The following is a 21,647-nucleotide window of genomic DNA, read 5'->3' on the forward strand; positions in this document are numbered from 1 at the left end:
TGTTCATAGCCCGCTGTATAGGTCTTTCATATTAGTTCTCGAAAAACTTCTTTATGAGTACCGACCTAAAGGGTCGGCTTCCTTTATGTCAACTTATGCCTCAGCCTCAACAACGGGAGAATCCGCTGCATTCTTGCGAACGCTCTCGATACCGTTCTTGGCGCTGTCCTTCTTGACATAGCCTTCGCTCACCGCGAGGATATCGCCCGCCGCGTTTTTGAGGCGGAAGCGGAACTCGCCGGCCTTATCGGAATAGAGCTCAAACTTTGCCCCCTTCTCCTCCTTGAAGCCCTCGACAGTCTGGTCCTCGAGCGCAGCCTTGGGAGCGGAAGCGGTAACATCAGCGATAACAGCCTTAACGCTGTCGATATCGTTGAATATCTTGCTGCCTGCGGCAACAATCTCGCCGTTACCGGCCTTGAGGCTGAAGCTGAAGCCCTTACCCGACTCCTTGATCAAAAATTTTCCCATTGTTGATTCAACACCTTTCTAAATGATTGTGGGTAATTGTTATACAATTATGACATTATTATACCTTTTTTAATTGAAAAAGTCAATAGAAAACGAAAAAAAGGGAGCAAGCCGAAACTTAGCAAGTGCTAACAAGAATGATTGACAGAGAATTATCAATATGGTATAATAAAGATGTCGGACAGCGGGATTTATTCCGCAGTCGGTCGGTCACAATGTTAGTTTTCGGGCAGCAGGGCACACGGCTCTGTTATCGGAGAGCGGCTTATATCGCAATTTTAAGCTGTTTATGCCCGCTCGAACTCCGAGCGGGCTTTTTTGGTGAAAATATGGAAAGCTGTAAAACTAAGTACCCTATACTTCTGGTACACGGCATGGGCTTCCGTGACGAGCCTATCTGCTACTGGGGACGCATCCCCAAGGCGCTGCGCAAACACGGCGCGGAGGTATATTTCGGCGTTCAGGAGGCAAATGCGGACATTGAGCGCAATGCGCGGCTGCTCGCGGAGAGGCTGAAACGTCTGCTCGCAGAGACAGGAGCCGAGAAGGTCAACGTCATCGCGCACTCGAAGGGCGGCATGGAGACGCGCTTCCTTATCTCCACGCTGAAAATGGGCGGACACATCGCCTCGCTGACGACGATAAGCACGCCGCACAACGGCTCTGCGGCAATGGATTGGCTGATGAAGTTCAAGCCGATAATGAAGCTCATCGGAGTGGGCACGGACTTTTTCAAACGGCTGGGCGGAGACAAAAAGCCCGACACCTACCGCTGCTTTGAGCAGCTGACGACGGGCTATATGCGGCACTTCAACGAAAACGTCCCCGACGACCCGCGAGTGCTTTACAGGAGCTGTGCCTTTCTGATGAAGCACTGGTACAGCGACCTCATCATGTCGGTGCCGTACATCGGAGTGCGACTACTCAACGGCAGGAGCGACGGCTTTCTCACGCCGCCCGAGGTCACACACGGCGAGCACCGCGGCACATTCACGGGAGCGGGCATCCGCGGGATGTCCCACTGTGACGAAGCAGACCTGCGGCGGATGAGGTGCGGAGTCCGCAATATCGACACTGGGGAGGTCTTCCCCGACGTAACGGATATGTACATAAAGCTCGTATCGGAATTGAAAGAACGCGGACTGTAGGGGCGGATATTATCCGCCCGCACAATACCGCAAAATTGACGGTTGTCCGATGTAGGGAACGCCGCTCTCGGCGTTCCGAAACGGAAAGGGGCGAAACAATGGAAGAAAAACGCATAGCGGTCGCGGCAATCGTGATAGACGAGCAGTCGGCGGCGGTAGAGGTCAACAACGTGCTCCACGAAAACACCGACATCATCATCGGACGAATGGGGCTCCCGTACAGAGAGCGCGGAATATCGCTGATCTCTGTTGCACTGGACGCAACGCCCGACAGGATAAGCAGTCTTACGGGCAGGCTCGGACAGATAAGCGGAGTCTCCGTAAAGGCGGCAATATCGAAGAAATGAGGTGCACCATGAGAAGGAAGGACAGGGAAATAACCGATATCTCCGCGATCGATGCCTTCATTTCGCGTGAGAAGATAATGCGCGTAGGCTTCTGCGACGACGGCGAGGTCTACATCGTCCCCGTGAATTACGGCTATGTACACCGCGGAGACGAGTGCGGATTCTACTTTCACGGTGCAATGGCGGGCAGAAAGTTCGAGCTTGCAAAATGCTCGCCGAAGGTGGGCTTCGAGATAGACGGAGGATACCGCCTCATTGATGGCGATAAAGCCTGCGACCATTCGGCGCAGTTTCAGAGCGTCATCGGGACGGGGCAGCTATCGCTTGTCGGTGACGCTGACGAGAAGGAAGCGGCGCTGAATTGCCTGATGAAGCATCAGACGGGGCGCAGTGACTGGAGCTACGACTCGGGAATGCTCGCACACACAGCGGTATTCCGCATAAAAGTTACACAAATGACCTGCAAGGCAAAATAAAAACAGGAGGAAAATATATGTACGACGTAAAATCGCTTAATGCAGACGAATTCATCAACCACGAAGAAATACTTGAAACGCTCGAGTACGCGGAGCAGAACAAGCACAACAAGGCGCTCATCGAGGAGATACTAGAAAAGGCACGCCCTAAGAAAACGGGACGCGGAGTCGAGTGTGCGGGACTCACACACCGCGAGGCGAGCGTACTTCTCGCGTGCGACCTTCCCGAGATGACAGAGAAGATATACGACCTTGCCCGCGAGATAAAGCAGGCATTCTACGGCGACCGCATCGTAATGTTCGCGCCGCTGTACCTCTCGAACTACTGCGTAAACAAGTGCGTATACTGTCCCTATCATATGCAGAACAAGGATATCCCCCGCAAGAAGCTGACACAGGACGAGGTGCGCGACGAGGTCATCGCCTTGCAGGATATGGGTCACAAGCGCCTTGCTATCGAGTCGGGCGAAGACCCCGTGAACAATCCCATAGAGTACATCCTCGAGTGTATCAACACTATCTACTCGATAAAGCACAAGAACGGAGCTATCCGCCGCGTAAACGTCAACATTGCGGCAACGACCGTTGAAAACTACCGCAAGCTCAAGGAAGCGGGCATCGGCACGTATATCCTCTTTCAGGAGACCTACCACCGCGAGAGCTACGAGGTCCTCCACCCCGCGGGTCCCAAGCACAACTACGCATACCACACCGAAGCGATGGACAGAGCAATGGAAGGCGGCATCGACGACGTAGGGCTCGGCGTACTCTTCGGGCTCGACAAGTACAGATACGAGTTTGCGGGACTTCTTATGCACGCCGAGCATCTTGAAGCCGTACACGGCGTAGGACCTCACACTATCAGCGTACCCCGCCTCAAACGCGCATCCGACATCGACCCCGATGTATTTGACAACGGCATCGACGACGACACATTCGCAAAGATAGTAGCTTGTATCCGCATCGCAGTACCGTACACGGGCATGATAATCTCAACTCGCGAGAGCGAGGAGTGCCGTGCGAAGGTCATCGGACTGGGCGTATCGCAGATATCGGGCGGCTCGAGGACATCGGTCGGCGGCTATGCGGGCTACTCGTCGGAGGAGAGACCTCACGACACCGAGCAGTTCGACGTATCCGACCAGCGCACGCTTGACGAAGTCGTGAAGTGGCTCATGGACATGGGCTATATTCCGTCCTTCTGCACAGCCTGCTACCGCGAGGGACGCACAGGCGACCGCTTCATGGCGCTTTGCAAGGTAGGACAGATACAGAACTGCTGTCACCCGAACGCACTGCTGACATTGCAGGAGTATTTGCAGGACTACGCTTCCCCCGAGACAAGGAAGGTAGGCGAAGCTCTCATCGACCGCGAGATACAGAACGTACCCGACCCGAAGCGCCGCGAGAAGGCACTCGACTACCTCGACAGGATAAGGAAAGGCGAGCGCGATTTCCGCTTCTGACATGATAAAACAGGCAGGTCTGATGCCGCGGATGATCATTCGCGGTGACGGACCTGCCTTTTCTCTGCGCCCGACATCGTATCACACACTGTTCTTGATACGGCTGATCGCCCCTTTTTCGAGCCGCGAGACCTGTGCCTGCGAGATACCTATCTCGTTGGCTACCTCCACTTGGGTCCTGCCTTTCAGGAAGCGGAGGTAGAGGATATTCCGCTCGCGCTCACCGAGCTGTTTAATGGCATCGCGAATGGACAGCTCGTCCATCCAGCTCTCGACGTCATTTTTATCGCCTATCTGGTCCATGATGTACATGGTATCATCGGAGTCTGAGAACACAGGCTCATAGAGCGAGATAGGGTCACTGATGCTCTCGAGAGCGATGACCACGTCCGCCCGTTCTTCACCTATCTCAGCGGCAATCTGCTCTATAGTCGGCTCGCACTGATTTTTCAGCATTAGCCTTTCCTTGGCCTGGATCGCCTTGTAGGCGAGGTCGCGCAGCGAGCGGCTGACCTTTATCTGGCTGCAATCCCGCAGATATCGGCGGAGCTCGCCCGTTATCATCGGCACGCAGTACGTCGAGAAGCGCACCTCTTTCGTAAGGTCGAAGTTGTTGATAGCCTTGATGAGCCCTATCACGCCTATCTGGAAGAGGTCATCGACGTCCTCCCCTCTTCCCGTGAAGCGCTGTATCACGCTTAGCACAAGGCGGAGGTTCCCCTTGATGAGCTTATCCTTGGCCTCCTTGCTGCCTGTCCTGCGTATCTCGCGCAGCAGTTCCATTTTCTCAGATTCCTTCAGCACAGTGAGCTCGGACGTATTGATCCCCGAGATAACGACTTTATTGAATGCCATAACATATCTCCCCATACAGGTTTTGATACTATTATTGGCAATATCGGCGCAGGTAATCACAGGAAAAAGTTACCTGCTCCGAGCTGACCGCGAAAAGGGTTCATATGACTTACCAATTCGCAACATACAGACCAAAAAAACTTGATTTATTCACAGGGATATGGTATAATTGACGTGTATAGAGTAATCTTTTTTCACAAAAAGGCAGGTGTGATCCGTGGAACGCTGTCCCAAGCTCATCGGTGTATGTCTCTCCACCATACAGGACGAGGACCGCTTCAATTTCATAAAATCCCTGAACAAGTACGCCGTTTCGAGCGGCTACAGGCTTCTCATATTCAACGCCTGCACCGACCTTTACGAGGATACCAACTCCAACTATAAGGGAGAGGGAGCCATCTTCAAGCTCATCCCCTACGAGAAGCTGTCAGCGCTCGTGATAATGTCCAATTTCATCTACGACAAGAAGGTCGTAAAGAACATCATAGATTCCGCACAGGCAAACAGCGTGCCGATAATATCCATCGACAAGGACATTCCTGGCTGTATAAATATGGCGTTCACGTATGCGGATACCTTCGAGCGCATCTGCCGCCACGTCATCGAAACACACGGAGCCCGCAGGCTGTATATGATAGCGGGCATGAAAGACAATGATTTCTCAGATGAGAGGATAGCCGCTTTCAGGCGGGCGCTCGAATCCAACGGTATCGAATACGAAGAGGATAACGTCGGCTACGGCAATTTCTGGGACGGTCCCACCACCGACCTGCTCAACCGCTGGTTCGTGACCGAGCACCGCGACATCCCCGACGCGATAATCTGCGCCAACGACTCAATGGCAGTCGTGGCGAGCAACTATATACAGCGCCTCGGCTTCAGCGTACCCGAAGACTGCATCATCACAGGCTTTGACGGCACCATGCAGGCTGAGTACCATCTCCCCCACCTCACGACCTGCCGCCAGAACTACGACGAAATGGGCAGACGCCTCATAGATACGGTCATGCGTCTCGGCAGGGGCGAGAAGTGCAGCGGCGGAACAGTCGACTTCCATATCAAGCTGTCGCAGTCGTGCGGCTGCGTAAAAATGGACAAGCACAACGTAAATGACTCGATGCGAGCCATCCTCGAGCGCTACAAGCAGTCGTCATACAGACAGACGCTGATGTGCGACATACAGTCCTCGATATCGAAAGCGGACGATATAAAGGTACTGCCGCATATACTCATGGACAAATTCCAGTTCAGCACGTGCGTTTTCGCGCTGAACACCGACGTCCTCGAGCCGCCCGATTTCGGCGAGCAGCACGACAGCGAGCACCCGTTCACCGAGGAAATGGAAGTGCTCTGCCAGCGCTACCACTGGGTAGACCAGCCGCCGTGCAGAGTAAAGCTGAGCGAGCTTCTGCCCGATTACAGTACGATAACGAGGCGCCCCGAGCCGATAATACTGTGCTGTCTGCACTATCTTGGCATGGTGCTGGGATACTGTGCATTCCAGCCGCGCATCGAGTTCGACGAATACGAAAAGGTACATACACTGATGAACGCGATGAACTCATCGTTCGGAACGTTCCACGGAAAAATGCATATACAGTACATCAACGCCCAGCTCAGAGCCGCGAATGAAGAGCTGCGCATATCGTCGCTCCACGACTTTATGACGGGACTGTACAACCGCCGCGGCTTCTATGCCGAGACGGAAAAGCTGCTGAATGCAAACAGCGGCTCGGGTGATAAACAGATAGCGCTCATCTTCGCCGACCTCGACGGTCTGAAGCGCATAAACGACAATTTCGGACACAACGAGGGCGATAACGCCATAATAGCGCTCGGGCACGCCCTGCTCAGCAGTGCGGTCCGCGGAGAGATATGCGCGCGCTTTGGCGGAGACGAATTCTGCACAGCAGTGCTGACCTCAAAGAGCCACGCGGAGAGATACTGCGAGAACTTCAAGAGGAGCGTTACGGAGTATCTGAACAATTACAGCGAAAGCTCGGGCAAGCAGTACAGAGTTGAGGCAAGTATCGGCTTCTATCTGCGCACCGTCGCCCCCGACCTCGACATCGAGGAGCTCGTCGCAACAGCCGACAAGCAAATGTACGAGGAAAAAATGGCAAGAAAAGCGAGAAAGAATGAACAGCAGCTCAAAGCGTAAACGAAAGATAATAGCTCTAACGGTCATCGCAGCGGTGGTATTCGCGCTCGACTGGCACGGCTTTTCGATGAAGCCCGTGTACTACGAGGTGAGCACTGAAAAAGTAAGCGAGCCGATACGCATCGTGTTCATCTCCGACCTCCACAACAGCTTCTACGGCGGTCACGACCAGAGCGGACTATGGGACGCAACAGAGGCAGCAGAGCCCGATATGGTGCTGTTTGGCGGCGATATGATAGACAGCAGGGCTAAGGGGACGAAAAATGCCCTCACACTGATGAAGCTCGCGGCTGAGAAGTACCCATGTGCCTATGCGACGGGCAATCACGAGCAGCGCCGCAAGGACAGAGAGGACTTCTACTCTGCTATAGAGGAGCTCGGCATACCCGTTCTGCACGGCAGTTACACGGACATCACCGTAAACGGGCAGAAAGTCCGCATACACGGCATAATAAACGCAGGCACATTTGACGAGAACGGCTCACAGCTCGACAGCTGCTATAAGGCAATAGCACCCGACGCATACAATATCCTGCTCGCGCACGAGCCGCAGGAGATAAGCGATATCGGATATGAAAGCGCGAATCACGGCGGAAAGAAGTTTGACCTTGTGCTGTCGGGTCACGCACACGGCGGTCAGTGGAGACTGCCCTACGTGCTCGAGCAGGGGCTCTACGCTCCCGACCAGGGCATATTTCCCGAATTCACAACAGGTCAGCGCACGGTTCAAGGCACAGTACAGATAGTCTCCCGAGGCCTTGCGCGGAATCTGAATATGATAACGATACCGCGAATATTCAACCGTCCCGAGCTGTCCGTGATAGACATCGGGTAGGGATATCCAGAATAAAACAAGGCTGAACCTGTCAATAACCACATAATGCATCAGCGGGCGAACTGTGTTCGCCCGCTTTTTATGTCCTGCAACACCTTGTAGGGGTCGACGCCCACGTCGACCCGCCGTTAATCAGTATCCCGCAGGGATTCAGCCGCTGCCATAAGATAAGGCGCGATACCCTTAGCATCGTTCTCGACGACGCGCTCGCCGAGGTAATACTCAACCGAGCCGTCGCGTCCCTCGGCACCGCCGAGCCCGCCCATGAGGCAGATATTCCTCAGCACAGGCACATCGCCGTCGTAGGAAACGAACTGCTCCGTGACAGTCCCGAGCGCACGTCTGCCGTCGGCAGCGGCGTCAGCAGAAGCGGCACCGAGCCTGTGAGCCTTCATCGCAGCGTACGCAAACAGGAGCGTGCCGCTTGTTTCGGGGTAGTTCCCGCCGAGCTCGGGCAGCGCGGGAAGCTGCAAGAGCATACCGTCCTCAGTCAGACACGCCCTGAGCGCGTCCAGCAGCTCCGCGAGCATCTCCGCGCATTCGGCATCCCGCGTTATCTCGCAGATATCGGCAAGTCCCGCACAGAGCCAGCCGTTCGCGCGCAGCCAGATATTCGGAGACAAGCCTGTTTCGGGATCTGCCCAGAAGATATCGCGCGACTCGCAGTATCCGTGGTAATACAGCCCCGTACTGTCGTCCCGCATAAGGGAGCGGATATTGCGAAGCTGCGCGAGCACGTCCTCGGTGCAGGACTTGTCCCCCCTCGCCTTCCCGTAAGCCGCAAGGAACGGCAGCGCCATATACGCGCCGTCGAGCCAGACCTGACGCGGATATATCGCCTTATGCCAGAAGCACCCGCATTCGAGCCTCGGCTGCTCGGCGAGCTGTTCCCGCAGTAGCTCCGCCGCCGTGAAATAGCGCTTATCGCCTGTTTTAGCGTACAGCGCGAGGAGGTTCCGCCCTCCGCAGATGCTGTCGAGGTTGAAGTCTCTCACATCGACCGTGGGGATATCCCCTTCGGGCGTGACATAGCTGCCGACGAAGCGCACCGCATAGTTCCACAGCTCGGGACGCTCGTCCGCGAACATCAGCAGAGCGCGGATAATGCAGCTGTCCATATAGTTCCAGCGCGGCTCCTTGCGGAAGATGAAATTTTCCCTGTTCCAGCGCGGGCGCAAGGGCTCGGAGGTTAGAATGAGCCTGTCAATATAGTCGCGGGCAACCTGCCCAATACTTGTAATGTCTGTCATCCCGACAAGCCTCCTGCGGTTATCCCGCCGATAAATTTTTTCTGAGCGGCAGCGAAAACAGCCGCCGAAGGAATGAGTCCGATAACGGACATCGCTATGACCTTCCTCTGCTCATAGCCGTCGCCCGTGCTGTCCGCAGAGAGCCGCAGTATCAGCGAGAGCGGGTACTTATCCACCGAGCTTATCATAATGAGCGGCGTGAGGAAGTCGTTCATAGTCCAGAGGAAGGTAAACACGGTTATCGACACGATAACGGGTCGTATGCACGGCACGAGGATATACACGAGCAGCCTCAGACTGCCGCAGCCGTCGATACGCGCAGCCTCATCGAATTCGCGGGGAACACCGCGGAAGAACTGCACGAGCATGAACACAAAAGTCCCCTCCGCCGCGAAGAGCGCGGGCAGAGTGAGCGGGACGTAGGTATCGTGCAGCCCGAGCCTGCTCCACATCATATACAGCGGCGTCACGGTAACTATGGCAGGCATGAACATCGAGCCCATAAGGAGGGCGAAAAACAGCCTTTTCAGCGGGAAATCGAACCGAGCGAACCCATAGGCGACCAGCACGGACGACACCACCGCGAACACGGTCTTCGGCACGATGATGAGGAAGGTGTTTACGAAATAGTGCCCCATAGTATGCGGAGTGACCGTCCTCCACGCGCGTGCGTACACAGAGAGGTCGATGCTGTCGGGAACGAACCACGCCGACGAGAATATCTCCTCATTTGACTTGAAGCTTGCCCCGACGAGCCACAGCAGCGGGTATATCATCACTGCAGCGGCTGCGGTCAGCAGTATATACAGCGGGAGCTTTTTCATGCGTCCTCCCCCCTTCTTCTGCGCGTGAGCGCGAACAGCCCGAGCACTATCGCCGTCACGAGGACAAAAAACGCCCAAGATACGGCATTTGCATAGCCGACGTTATGGAAGCGGAACATCTCGTCGTAGATGAGCATACCTATCGTGTAGGTAGACTTCATCGGACCGCCGCCCGTTATCATGTACGGAGCGCTGAACTCCTGCATAGCGGCAATGGTCTGCAAAACGAGGTTGAGGAACATCACGCGTCCGAGCAGAGGCAGAGTTATGCGGAAAAAAGCGCGAATGCGCCCGCAGCCGTCCACTTTTGCAGCGTCGTAGTATTCCGCGGGTATGTCCCGCAGAGCGTTGAGGAACAGTATCATCGCCGAGCCGAACTCCCACAGCCGCAGGAGCACGATTATCGCCATAGCGGAGCCGCTGCCGCCGTACCAGCCTATCGCAGGCAGACCGACGAGCGCCATTATCTGGTCGGCGAGCCCGTCCGAGGTGAACAAAAACTGCCACATTATCACTATCGCAAGGTTCGAGCCGAGAATAGACGGCACGTAGAATATCGTGCGATACACGCCCATTCCCTTTATCTCCGCATTCAGCAGCACCGCCGCGAGCAGCGATACCGCGAGCTTGAGCGGCACAAGTATGAGCGTATATTTCAGCGTAGTCCACACAGCTCCGCGGAACTCGCTTCCCGCGAGCATATCCGTGAAGTTGTCAGCACCGACGAACTCAGGGCTGTGTATGCCGTCGCTGTCGGTGAGCCCGAGCACGAACGACGCCGCGAACGGGTACAGGGTAAACGCCGCAAAGCCGATAATGAACGGCATTATCAGCAGCAGACCCGTATATTTCCCGACACCCACGGGATTGCGATAGCTTCGTTTCTTCATTTTCTGACCTTTCTCAGGTATTCCTCCGCAGAGGTGTACAGCTCTTTAGCCGCCTGTGCGGTGTCAGCCTTGCCGTAAGAGACTTTTTCTATGGCGTTATTGCACAGCTCCTTCACCGCGGGAAGCTCCATATACGGGCTTATCGTCACGGTATCGAGCTTCTCGAGCAGCTCATCGCTGTCGTAAGCGATACCGCCGAGCAGCCCTCCCGCCTCGAGGGCTTTCTCCGCCCGCTGTGAAGCGGGTATACCGCGTGTAGTCCCGAGGACAGCCGCGCATTCGGGGTCACTCAGCATAAAGTCCATGAACGCCGCAGCCTCGTCGGGGTATTCGGTGTCCTTGGAAATCGCGTACAGCACCGACGGCTTTATCATCCAGCCGCCCGACTCTCCGTTATCGCCGTGCAGAAATCCCCCTGCCGTAAGAGTCCCCTCGGGCAGCACCATATCGTACTTGCCGACGGAGCTCCCCCATTCGAGCACGCCGCCGACCGTCCCGTCTATGAACGACGGAGACTGATACAGAGCGGCATTGCCGTCCTCGTTTGCTCGCTCCCTGACAGTGCGCGTAACGCCGCAGTCCTCGAGCTCCTTGTAGAAGTCGAGTGCCGCGCGGATGTCATCCTCCGTGAAGCCGAGCTCGCCGTCCATAGTCACGAACTGCCTGCCCGTCTGCTGCTGAACGTACACGACCGCGAGATACCACGCCGTACCGCCCGACTGAATATCGAGGTCGAGCGGGTAGCAGTCCTGCGCGCTCATTTTTTCGCCGACCGCGAGCAGTTCCGACCACGTCTCGGGGTAAGAAACGCCGCATTTGCGGAAGGTCTCGGAGTTGTAGAACAGACCGCGTCCGCTTACCGAGACCGTGACTGCGTTGAGCTTGCCGTTCATGCGCCCGAACGAGAGCACCTCGTCGTCGAATACGGAGAGGTCGAGCCTGTCCGCGAGCAGACCGAGGTCGTAGAAGCCGTCGCCCTCGGGCGAAAGCGACACGAGCCAGTCGTAGTTGACCTGCATCACATCGGGAGCAGTGCCGCCGCTTATTTGCGAGCTGACCTTCTCCGTCCAGCCGTCCCAGCCGCCGTATTCGGGGATTATCGTGATATCGGGGTGTTTCTGCTCCCACAGCTTAATTGCCGCGAGAGTGGCTTCGTGACGGTCGTCGCCGCCCCACCATGAGAAGCGGAGCGAGCACTTGTCGAGTTTACCGTCGGGAGGCGTATACTTCGCGGGATTTCCGCTTTCGCACGCCGAGAGAGCTGTTATGCAGCCTATTGCTGCAAGGTATACAAAAAGCTTTTTCATAGTCCAGCTCCTAAGAATATAATGATATACATATTATACAATATTTTCTAAAAATAATCAAGTGTTTTTGCAACTCTGTGTCGTGAGACACTTCCGAGGATAGAAGGAACCAAAATTGAATATTAGTTAAAAATATTTATTTATATTCAAGCTGAAGAACAATTGTTCCACGTGAAACAATGAAAAAAACAGTGTTTTTTGTGGTGAAAATGCGGTTTTATTTGGAAGCACACCAAGTTTGATTAACACATTTATCTTTATCCCGACCACAGCCGAGTAAGGGGCGGCATATGCGGTAAGGTCTCCCTGCGCGCCGCACATTTAGTTAAAGAAGTGAACAGAATCGACTGACTCTCCCGCAGACATTTTCGCGGCAAAGCCTAAAAAAGCGGCAAATTCTCCCCGCAAGACTTGCTATTCCCCTGAAATTATGTTATAATTAAGGTGTCCTCAATAACCGCTTTCAGGCGATTATTGCCCCCGAATCCGTTCGTGGAGCGCAAATTCTTTATTATAGCTTCGGCAAAATAATATCGGTGGATGCTTCGTCGACTGCGCCGAGGCAAAGATGTTCGGAGCGGTCGGCTGGCTTTGCTTCGCTCGCCTGCCTGCTTCTCAGGGGGACGCTGTCCCCCTCGGTCCACCCCCTGCCGGGGTGAGAACCTCACCCCGAACCCCCGCAATTTCCGCTTCGCGGGGTTTGATATTAATTTCCGCAATAATTAGCCGTTTTTAACCGTTGGGCGCCATCGTTCAATTCGCTTACGCCCCCTTTGCGAACGAGGTAAAACTATGGATACTACCGCGAAAAGTATTAAAATAAGCAAGCGCAATACTTTTGTGACTCTTGCGCTTCTCCTGATGACAAATCTGCTGCTCAGCACCGCGCTCTCTTTCATGTTCAAGCACGCCATCCGCGAGCAGATGAACGAGCGTATGCTCGATATCGCCAATACCGCCGCCTATATGCTCGACGGCGATGCTCTCGGTACCCTGACCGCCGACGACGAGGGCTCCGAGAATTATAACAAGATATACGACACTCTGAAAATTTTCCAGAACAATATCCAGCTCGACTACATATACTCTATCAGAGATATGGGCGACGGCACTTTCACCTATATCATTGACCCTGATGTCGACCCTGCTGAATTCGGCTCGCTCATCGAAACTACAGATGCGCTCGTGAAGGCGTCAAAAGGCGTCCCGAGCGTGGATACAAAGGCTTATTCGGACGAGTGGGGCACATTCTATTCCGCATATAGTCCTGTATACGATTCAAATGGAAATATCGCGGGCATCGTTGGCGTTGACTTCGGTGCCGAATGGTATGACAACACGCTGAACTCAAACAGGCTCATTGCAGTTATCATCACCGCGGCGGCTCTTGCTGTCGGCATCATTATCTCTTTCATCATGCTCTCTCAGAACAAAAAGCAGCTTGCCAATACGATGAAGACTATCTCCGAGCTCGACGATGCCGCTCAGCATTTAGGCAGGACTATCATCAGAAATTCCGAGAAAAAACACAGTCTCCACTCCGACAGCGGAAACGCGGCACTGAAGGCTATCGCCGAGAGTGACAAGGAGGTCAAGCCACCGACCAATGAATATGAGGCTCTCGGTTCAAGCCTCACCTCCGTATACGGCAAGCTGAAAAACTACCTCGACTACATCGACGCCGAGGTCTATACCGATACAGTTACCGATGCGGGCAATAAAGCCGCCTATACCCTCCACATCGAAAAGCTCGCGGAGGATATCAAAGCGGGTACTGCCTGCTTCTCCGTCGCTTTCTTCGATATCAACGGACTTAAAAAGATCTACGTAGCATACGGCTATGAGGCGGGCGATGCTCTGCTGTATGAGTGCTCAAGGATAATCAGGAAGATTTTCGGCAGACACCCTGTCTACCACATCACAGGTGACGAGTTCATCGTCATCACCGACGGTAATTCCATGCTCGATATGGACATACTCCTCGCCAAGTTCGACAACGAGATCAAACGCTATAACGCCGAACAGGACGACGACCACAAGCTGTCCGTCGCAAAGGGGGCTTCCGTCTTTGATCCCAAGAAGTCGTCAAGCTACCGTGAAGTCTTCACCAAGGCTAAGGAGAGGTGCGATGAAGACAAGGCTGAGTATTACCGCTACCGCAAATAAAACCTGCCTGATGTTTATTGCTTCGGTATCAGAATATCGGTGGATGTTTCGTCTGGCTGCGCCGAGGCATAAATGTACGGAGCGGTCGGCAGGCTTTGCTTCGCTCGCCTGCCTGCTTCTCAGGGGGACGCCGTCCCCCTCGGTCCACCCCCTGCCGGGGTGAGAACCTCACCCCGAACCCCCGCAATTTCCGCTTCGCGGTTTTAGTTTTTTATTTTCGCCTTGATTAGGCAGATCATTTTTTAAGGAGTTACATATGAAGTTAAACGACACTATTCACGGCTTTACCGTGACAAGGATACGCCCCGCCGTAAGCGTTGCGGGCAATCTCATCGAAATGTCACACGACAGGACAGGCGCTCGCCTCGTGTGGCTCGACAACGGCGACGAGAACAAGGTCTTCTCCGTCAACTTCAAGACCCCGCCTACCGATGATACGGGCGTTTTCCACATCATCGAGCACTCCGTCCTCGGCGGGTCGGAAAAGTACCCCGTAAAAGACCCTTTCCTCTATATGATAAAAAGCTCGATGAACACCTTCCTCAACGCTATGACTTTCCCCGACAAGACCATGTACCCCGTCTCAAGCCGCAATGACCGCGACTTCATGAACCTCGCCGAGGTCTATCTCGACGGCGTCTTCAAGCCCCTCATCCTCTCTAAGCCCGAGGCTTTCTATCAGGAGGGGCACCATATCGAGTGGCGCTCCGAGGAGGATACTCCGCTCTACAAGGGCGTCGTCTTCAATGAGATGAAGGGCGTTGAATCCTCAATTTACAGCCGTATCGAGGAGGAGCTCATGGCTATGCTCTATCCCGATACCTGCTACGGCTTTGAGTCGGGCGGCAGACCTGCCGCTATCCCCGACCTCACTTACGAGCAGTTCGTCGCTGTCTACAGGAAGCATTACCACCCGTCAAACTCATACTTCTACCTCGACGGCGCTGTCGATATCGAGCCCCTGCTTGCCCTCATCGACAAATATATTTCCCAATACGATAAAAACACCGAGTCCATTGATATCCCCGTGCAGAAGCCTGTCGCTCATGCAGAAAAATCCTGTTTCTACGAGATCGCTCCCGAGGAGGAGAAAGCGGCTCATACGCATATTGCGCTCGGAAAGGTGCTGTGCTCGTGGGAGGAGCGCGAAAAGCTGACCGCATTCGTGGTGCTCGGAAATGCACTCGCAGATACGAACGAGTCTCCGCTGAAGCGCGCTCTGCTCGATACGGGGCTGTGCCTCGACGTTTCGCTCACCGTGGAGGACGGTATCGCTCAGCCTTTCGGTGCGCTCAAAATCTATAATACCGATATGGAGAATACTCCCGCTCTGCTGAAAACTGTTCGCGAGACTGTCGGTAAGCTCGTGAGGGACGGTATCGGCAAAGCCGCTCTCGCGGCGGCTATCGACCGCTATGAATTCCGCGTAAAGGATAAACAGGAGCCGAAAGGACTTATCCGCGGTATTGTCTGCCTGAGCTCGTGGCTCTACGGCGGCGACCCGATGATGTACCTCGACTGTGACGATATCTTCGATTTCCTGCGCAGTCAGCTCGATACCGACTACTACGAGAAGCTCCTCGCAGAGTGGCTGCTCGATGAGAACGGTACGGCTTCGCTGTATATGCTCCCCTCGCATACCTACGGTGACGAGCAGAAAAAAATCGAGCAGGAACGCGTCTGCGCTGAGACTGCGGCTATGTCCGAGTCCGAAAAGGCGCAGCTCATCGAGCTCAACCGCAGGCTCGACGAGTGGCAGGCGACTCCCGATACACCCGAGAATATCGCTTCCCTCCCCTCTCTGCCGCTGTCTGAGGTCAGCGAGCTCCCCCTCGCATTCGTGACCGATATCGGCGAGGAAAGCGGCTTTACCGTGCTCCGTCACCCCGCACGCAGCAAGGGTATCTCTAACGTCAGCCTCTACTTCGCGGCGGCTGACTTCTCCAAGCGTGAGCTCGAAATGCTCGCCATTATGACCGACCTTATCTCTGAGCTGCCTACCGTCAACTGCTCGGGGGCGGAGCTCCAGCAGCGTATCACGGGGACTCTCGGTAAGCTCAGCATAAACGCCGCGGTGTTCGCCAAGGAGGGCGCTCGGCATGAGTGCAGCCCCTTCCTGACCGTGAAGGCGAGCTTCCTCGACCATAACACCGAAAAGGCGCTCGCGCTCATCGGCGAGCTGCTGACCGAGACCGTTTACGACAGCCCCGAACAGATACGCGAGCTCCTCCTCCAGTGCGACGAGGATATGAAGCAGGATATCATCGCCAACGGTCACCGTATCGCAATGCGCCGCGCAAGAAGCGGTATGTCCGCCGAATCTGCGATGACCGAGCTGCTCTGCGGCTATGAGGCTTACCGTTCGCTCCACGCCGTCGCAAAGCCCTCGGATGAGGAGCTCGCGGGGCTTATATCCGAATTCAAGGCTGTGGCGGCTAAGCTCTTTTGCAGGGCTCGGCTCACTGCGGGTACTGTTTCAGACGGTGAGCTCTCACTGAGTGTGCTCGCGGATATGCTCCCCGAGGGTGTGGCTCCCGCTCGCTCCGCGACCGCTTTCAAGCTCGATATCCCAGAAAAACAGGGTATCATCATTCCCTCGGGTGTGTCTTACTCGGGTGCCGTGCTCAACTCGTATGAGTCCGATAAGCCACTGTGGAGCGTGCTCTCGACCATTATCTCCTATGAGTACCTCTGGAATGAGGTGCGCGTCAAGGGCGGTGCCTACGGTACGGGCTTCGGCGTGAACAATATGGGCGAGGCTGCGTTCTATTCCTACCGCGACCCGTCGCCCGCGGGGGCTGTTGCCGCATATGAGGGGACCGCTGACTTTCTGCGGAGCTACTGTGCCGCTAAGCCCGATATAAGCTCCTACATCATCAGCAGTATCGCTCAGAGAGAGCCGCTGATGTCCGATGCTGCCTACGGCTCCGCCGCAGATGAGCTCTTCTTCCGCGGTATCTCAGAGGAGAGCCGCCGCGAGAACCGCCGCCGTATGCTCGGACTCACCTCAGATGACCTGCTCGCTGCTGCCGACTCGCTCTCGGATGTCGGTCCGCGATGCGTTGCAGGCTCCGCTGAGGCTATAAACGCCTGCGGTCAGGACTACGATATGTGCTCGCTCTGACAGAACGACCCTCCAAAAAGATGGGGGATGACCTTTCATGAGAAAGGTCATCCCCCTTTATGCTGTGTCGGGACTGCGCTCAGCTGATGAGCGTGCCTGTGATTACTATTGACGATGTTCCCGGCTGTACGCTCCATGCGCCTGTATCGGGATCCTGCACGTAATCCGCTGCGGGAACCGTTATCTGTCCCTCGGGTGTGGTGAAAAGTCCCGTGTCTTCACTGTAGGTGTAGTTCGTTCCCGCTGACCACGGTGCGCCGTTGTAGGTCACGCTCGTGATGTTCAGCGCGGGGTCGAATACATCCGTGAAGATGACGCTGTCAGCATCCGTTACCGCGGTGCTGCCGCTGTTCTGTATCACGAAGGTGTAGGTCAGCTCGCCGCTGCCCGATACCGTGACGGGTGACAGTGTCTTCGTTATCGTGAGCTCTGCGCCGTCCTCGGGCGTTATCGTCGCGGAGGCTGTCGCAAGGACTGTCTTGCTGATGCCTGTTATCTCGACTGTGTTTGTTATGCCCGCATCCTCACCATACGGTGCGAATTGGTTCACCGACGCCTCATACATGATGATCGCCGAGCCGCCCGAAGGTACGGATATGCCCGTGATCGTGAGCGGGCTCGCTGAGGTGACTGTCGGGTCTGCCTGCACTGCGCCGTCTACAAACAGCTTCGCCGTACCCTCCACATAGGTCAGCGGGACAAGCTTGCTCTCGGGGGCGCCGAAGCTGTAGCTGCCGAGGTCGTCTGTCACGGTCAGTCCCGTGAGATCCGCTGTGCCTGTGTTGAGCACGCTTACTGCGTAGGTGATGTCCGAGCCCTGTGTGTAGGTCTCGGTCAGCGGGGTCTTCGTCGCGGATACGGTGTCAAGTATCTCGCCTGTTGTGATATTTGAAACAGTTACGTTCCCGTTGTAGGAAAGCGTCGCCTGATTGTAAAATGTCGCCATTGTATTCCCTCCTTTTTCGGCAGCACCGCGCAAATCCCGCCTGACGGCTTTGCACCCTTTCTTCAGCGTATGCTCTGTGCGGTGCTGCATTTTATATTATGCGGGCTGATGGAACTGTGTTACTGCGCGATATTGCCTTTACAAAATGAGCTGCCCGTCAGTGCTGTACCCATAGGCATAGCGCTGACGAGCAGCTTTTTGGCTTACTTTTTCTTTGTCTGCGGTTTTTCCTCGGCGGGGACGGCTTCCTTTTCCTTTGCGGGAACTGCAAGCTGTGCTATCGAACAGCCCGCAACGCTCCAGAATATCGGCGAGAATGCTGTGTTGCTGCACCCGATGAAGAATATCAGGGCTCCGCCAAGCGTGAGTATGAACATACAGGTCTGTGCCCATGTGCCCTTTTTCGTTCTCTTCGCTCCGACCCACAGTACAGGCACGAGCACTGCAATAAGTGCGATAAGTGACGGTATGCCGCGGGTCGCCGCTGTATACAGATACTCGTTGTACACTTTGTCAAATGTGCCCTTATTGACCATTACTATGTCTGCGATAGGCGAGTTTTCGTCAGCGCCCGAATCACCAAAGGTGTAGAGCTGAGGGAATACGAGCTGCTCGGGACCTGTTCCCGTGAGAGGATGTGTGCCTATGATGTTCATTGCTTTGCGGTTCAGCGTATAGTAAACGTCATAGGTGTCGTCGAGGTCAACAAGCGTGGGATCGGGTTCGCCGCTTGCCGATATGCGGTAGTAGGAATCCGCGAACCAGAGAATGCGTCCGTCGTACAGGCGGTAGCTTGAGATGTTGCCGATAAGTCCTGCCTGAACCAGACATACAGCGGCGGCTGCGGGAACTATGACCGCAAGCACCGAGGCAAGCCATGCCTTTGCGGCTTTGAGCCTGAAAATCGCTGCGGCGGCTGCTATGACCGCGAATACTGCTCCGCAGATGCCGATGAACGAGTAGGTGAACATCATCGTGAACGAGCATATCGCCGCTGTCGCAAGGAAGAAGGTCTTGCGTGCCTTGCCCTCGACCGACACCGCCGCGATGAGCGACGAGGTTATCACGAGGGTGAGCACCATCGCCAGAAAGAGCGGCGACTGGGAAAGTCCCGAGGCTGCGTTGGGCTGTATCTCTATGGATACCATTCGGTAGTTGCTTATCTTGCCCGTGAATACCTGTATCAGTCCGAATACAGAGTTGAGCAGTCCGAGCCCCGCAAGACCGTAAATCACGGTCTTCAGCGCCTTTTCGCGCTTTATTGATGCCGCTGTGATGAAGAAGCAGAGGTAGAATACCAGCGCGAGCAGTCCCTCGCCTCTGCCGTTGTAGCCGTAGAAGGATATCCCCACATCGTAGGAGTTTATGAGCGATACGACGCCCCACAGCAGCATCGCCGCAAATGCACAGACGGGAAATACGAGCTTGCCGCTGACGTACTTCTTGATGAGCGCGATGAGTGCGAGTATCATACATATTACGCCTGATATCGCAAGTCCTGCGGCGGAGAGCTCATGCAGGGAATCGTGTACTATTACGGGGACAGCCGTCGCGAGCGAGGTCGTGAACAGCGCCGTGAGCAGTCCGAACGAGGCGAGCTTGGAATATTTCTCCTCGGTCAGATTGAGAATGAAGTTTGATTTTTCACTTGTGTGGAATATTTCCTTAGCCATATGTGTGACCTTTCCTTTGCCTTAGTTTGCTTTGACCTTTATTGTGTAGGTATCGCCCTCGCCCTTGCGGACGGATAACGATATTCCCGTATCAACGGACTGCGAGCCGTCCGTGCCGTACCACGCAAAGCCGCTTGTGCGGCTGTCGATGACGGCTCCGTCGCGGAAGAGATTGTCGGTGGTGTCGTCGCCCTCGCCTACGAGCCGTATGAAGCGGATACCCTTATTGTAGTTGGTTTCTGTGTCGTTGCCGCTTGCGTACTTCCAACTCGGGAACGTGAGGTTGTTGTTCTGCGTTGCTTCGACGTGGTATATGCGGACTCCGCTTCCCGTGCTCTTCCACCAGTAGTCCTTCAGACGAAGATTGTTGTTGTCGAGAGTGGTGTACTCGATGATGAAAAACTCCGAGCGGTATTTGTCGGCAAGCGTGCCGCGGGGGATTATCACGCAGCTGCCGTCATCGGTCTCGCTGTTGTACAGGGTGAACTCCTGCTCGCCCTGTGTGCTGTCGAATACGCTGACCTGTCCTTCCTTGTACCAGCCGAGCATAAGCTTCGATGCTGCGCCGAAGTCGCCTATCGCGTCGTCCATGAGCTCGAAGCCTCCCGAGCCGTGCATACCCTGAAAGTCGTCAACGTTGTAGAGGTAATAGTCGGGGAGACCCATAGCGTGTCCCAGCTCGTGAGAGTAGGTGCTGACGAACCCGCTGTAATCGTTTTTGGCGGTGATGTTTTTGTTGCCGACAACGATGTGCCCTATCCCGTGACCGTCATAGAAGGTGTTGCGGTGATCGCCGAATATGCCCGTAGTAGGCCACCAGTCTGAATCTCCCGCATCGCTCGGAACGATGAACATAATGCAGTCTATGATACCGTCGCTATCGGCATCATAGTCGCTGTAATCTATCTGTTCATCGAATGCGCTGAGCACTTCTTTAATGAGCTTTACGTGGTATATGTCGCCCTCATAGTTGGATATCGGGAGCTTTGCGGTGTATTCATAAGCTTTTCCGCTCATGTGCATGGCGCCCTTGGATGAGCGCTCGTAGAAGGCGGAAATGCTTTCGAGAGGGTATTTCCTGCTGTTGGTGTCAGCCTCGCCGAAGAGCGCCTGCTCGACCTCGTCCGTAGATGCCTTGTAGTCGAACTTCAGGTCGGGGAACTCAACGCTGAAAACGACCATTCTGCCCTCGCCCTGCGACGGCATCGAGCCGTAGAGGTCGTATATCGGAGCGTCTATGTAGCGCGGGTCTTCCTCCGTGGGATACCAGCGGTAGATGAGCTCCGCATTTTCGGGGTCGATGACTATCTTTCGCATTGCGACAAGGTCAAAGGTATCTATCACCCCGTCTTGGTCGATATCCGCAAGCTGGAAGTACTTGACACCGCTCCTGATCGCTTCCTGTCCGAGGGAGGTTATCTCGCTGCGCACTCCCGTGAGGTAGTACGCTCCGTCCATATCGTAGACGCCCGTATCGGGAAGAGAGTCGGCGCCGAGCACGTACCTTGTGAGGATAACGAGGTCGGCAACGGTGAACTTGTCGTCGCTGTTGAGGTCGCCGACATAGCTTACACGTTTCCAATCCGCTGAGGCGGAGAGGGTGGAGGAAAGTACACCTGAGACAGCGGCTCCTGCGGCGAGCAGAACTGCTGCGGTCTTCTTTATCAGTGCTCTCATCATATCAGCTCCTTATTGGAAGGTACAAAAA

17 protein-coding genes are annotated in these 21,647 nt (G+C 55.1%); 8 read left to right on the top strand and 9 right to left on the bottom strand.

Translation table 11 applies throughout. From position 1 onward, the window contains the following. Window positions 1–93: 93 nt before the first annotated feature. Window positions 94–471 (bottom strand): DUF1508 domain-containing protein, encoded by a 378-nt coding sequence (locus BMX22_RS04675; protein ID WP_074741117.1) that lies wholly within the window; start codon window positions 469–471, stop codon window positions 94–96. A gap of 329 nt (window positions 472–800) precedes the next feature. Here BMX22_RS04675 and BMX22_RS04680 point away from each other — a divergent pair, with 329 nt between their 5' ends. The 4 genes from BMX22_RS04680 (at window position 801) to hydG (ending at window position 3,908) form a co-directional block, all read left to right on the top strand. After that, window positions 801–1,619: a hypothetical protein gene (locus BMX22_RS04680; protein WP_074741119.1), complete on the top strand. Its 819-nt coding sequence runs from the start codon at window positions 801–803 to the stop codon at window positions 1,617–1,619. A gap of 98 nt (window positions 1,620–1,717) precedes the next feature. Next, window positions 1,718–1,966: a TM1266 family iron-only hydrogenase system putative regulator gene (locus BMX22_RS04685; RefSeq protein ID WP_074741121.1), complete on the top strand. Its 249-nt coding sequence runs from the start codon at window positions 1,718–1,720 to the stop codon at window positions 1,964–1,966. Window positions 1,967–1,974: 8 nt separating this feature from the next. Continuing rightward, on the top strand, window positions 1,975–2,442 hold the full coding sequence (locus BMX22_RS04690; protein WP_074741123.1) for a pyridoxamine 5'-phosphate oxidase family protein: 468 nt from the start codon (window positions 1,975–1,977) through the stop codon (window positions 2,440–2,442). A 17-nt stretch (window positions 2,443–2,459) separates the two neighbouring features. Beyond that, a complete protein-coding gene (gene hydG, locus BMX22_RS04695) occupies window positions 2,460–3,908 on the top strand; it encodes a [FeFe] hydrogenase H-cluster radical SAM maturase HydG (protein ID WP_074741125.1) in 1,449 nt (482 codons plus the stop codon). An 81-nt stretch (window positions 3,909–3,989) separates the two neighbouring features. On the opposite strand, the gene sigG is transcribed toward hydG, so the two are convergent. Beyond that, complete coding sequence (gene sigG / locus BMX22_RS04700; RefSeq protein ID WP_074741127.1) at window positions 3,990–4,763, bottom strand: RNA polymerase sporulation sigma factor SigG; 774 nt, start codon at window positions 4,761–4,763, stop codon at window positions 3,990–3,992. Between the two features lie 217 nt (window positions 4,764–4,980). On the opposite strand from sigG, the gene BMX22_RS04705 reads away from it, so the two are divergent. Together BMX22_RS04705 and BMX22_RS04710 are read left to right on the top strand one after the other, a co-directional pair. Further along, entirely contained in the window at window positions 4,981–6,924 is a 1,944-nt protein-coding gene (locus tag BMX22_RS04705; protein ID WP_074741129.1) for a diguanylate cyclase domain-containing protein, read from the top strand. Next, a complete protein-coding gene (locus BMX22_RS04710; RefSeq protein ID WP_081349083.1) occupies window positions 6,902–7,759 on the top strand; it encodes a metallophosphoesterase in 858 nt (285 codons plus the stop codon). Before BMX22_RS04705 ends, BMX22_RS04710 begins: the two co-directional genes overlap by 23 nt. Before the next feature lie 128 nt (window positions 7,760–7,887). On the opposite strand, the gene BMX22_RS04715 is transcribed toward BMX22_RS04710, so the two are convergent. The 4 genes from BMX22_RS04715 to BMX22_RS04730 are packed head-to-tail and all read right to left on the bottom strand — an operon-like array spanning window position 7,888 to window position 12,030. After that, complete coding sequence (locus tag BMX22_RS04715) at window positions 7,888–9,009, bottom strand: glycoside hydrolase family 88/105 protein (protein ID WP_081349084.1); 1,122 nt, start codon at window positions 9,007–9,009, stop codon at window positions 7,888–7,890. Further along, window positions 9,006–9,833: a carbohydrate ABC transporter permease gene (locus BMX22_RS04720; protein ID WP_081349085.1), complete on the bottom strand. Its 828-nt coding sequence runs from the start codon at window positions 9,831–9,833 to the stop codon at window positions 9,006–9,008. Before BMX22_RS04720 ends, BMX22_RS04715 begins: the two co-directional genes overlap by 4 nt. After that, window positions 9,830–10,723, bottom strand: a complete 894-nt coding sequence (locus tag BMX22_RS04725; RefSeq protein WP_074741133.1) for a carbohydrate ABC transporter permease — start codon at window positions 10,721–10,723, stop codon at window positions 9,830–9,832. Before BMX22_RS04725 ends, BMX22_RS04720 begins: the two co-directional genes overlap by 4 nt. Further along, complete coding sequence (locus tag BMX22_RS04730) at window positions 10,720–12,030, bottom strand: extracellular solute-binding protein (RefSeq protein WP_074741135.1); 1,311 nt, start codon at window positions 12,028–12,030, stop codon at window positions 10,720–10,722. Before BMX22_RS04730 ends, BMX22_RS04725 begins: the two co-directional genes overlap by 4 nt. Before the next feature lie 792 nt (window positions 12,031–12,822). Between BMX22_RS04730 and BMX22_RS04740 the strand changes: the two genes are divergently transcribed. Then, the gene (locus BMX22_RS04740) at window positions 12,823–14,196 is read left to right on the top strand and encodes a GGDEF domain-containing protein (RefSeq protein ID WP_074741138.1); all 1,374 of its coding nucleotides are present in this window, start codon (window positions 12,823–12,825) and stop codon (window positions 14,194–14,196) included. 256 nt (window positions 14,197–14,452) lie between these two features. Then, window positions 14,453–17,320, top strand: a complete 2,868-nt coding sequence (locus tag BMX22_RS04745; protein WP_074741139.1) for an insulinase family protein — start codon at window positions 14,453–14,455, stop codon at window positions 17,318–17,320. 79 nt (window positions 17,321–17,399) lie between these two features. Here BMX22_RS04745 and BMX22_RS04750 read toward each other — a convergent pair whose 3' ends face one another. From BMX22_RS04750 to BMX22_RS04760, 3 genes are all read right to left on the bottom strand, one after another. Next, a complete protein-coding gene (locus tag BMX22_RS04750; RefSeq protein ID WP_074741141.1) occupies window positions 17,400–18,266 on the bottom strand; it encodes a hypothetical protein in 867 nt (288 codons plus the stop codon). Between the two features lie 203 nt (window positions 18,267–18,469). Next, entirely contained in the window at window positions 18,470–19,939 is a 1,470-nt protein-coding gene (locus tag BMX22_RS04755; protein WP_074741143.1) for an O-antigen ligase family protein, read from the bottom strand. Window positions 19,940–19,960: 21 nt separating this feature from the next. Continuing rightward, entirely contained in the window at window positions 19,961–21,616 is a 1,656-nt protein-coding gene (locus BMX22_RS04760; RefSeq protein ID WP_074741145.1) for a hypothetical protein, read from the bottom strand. Window positions 21,617–21,647: the final 31 nt, after the last annotated feature.

Origin of the sequence: Ruminococcus sp. YRD2003 (genome assembly GCA_900109435.1) — a bacterium.
Taxonomy (GTDB): domain Bacteria; phylum Bacillota; class Clostridia; order Oscillospirales; family Ruminococcaceae; genus Ruminococcus; species Ruminococcus flavefaciens_G.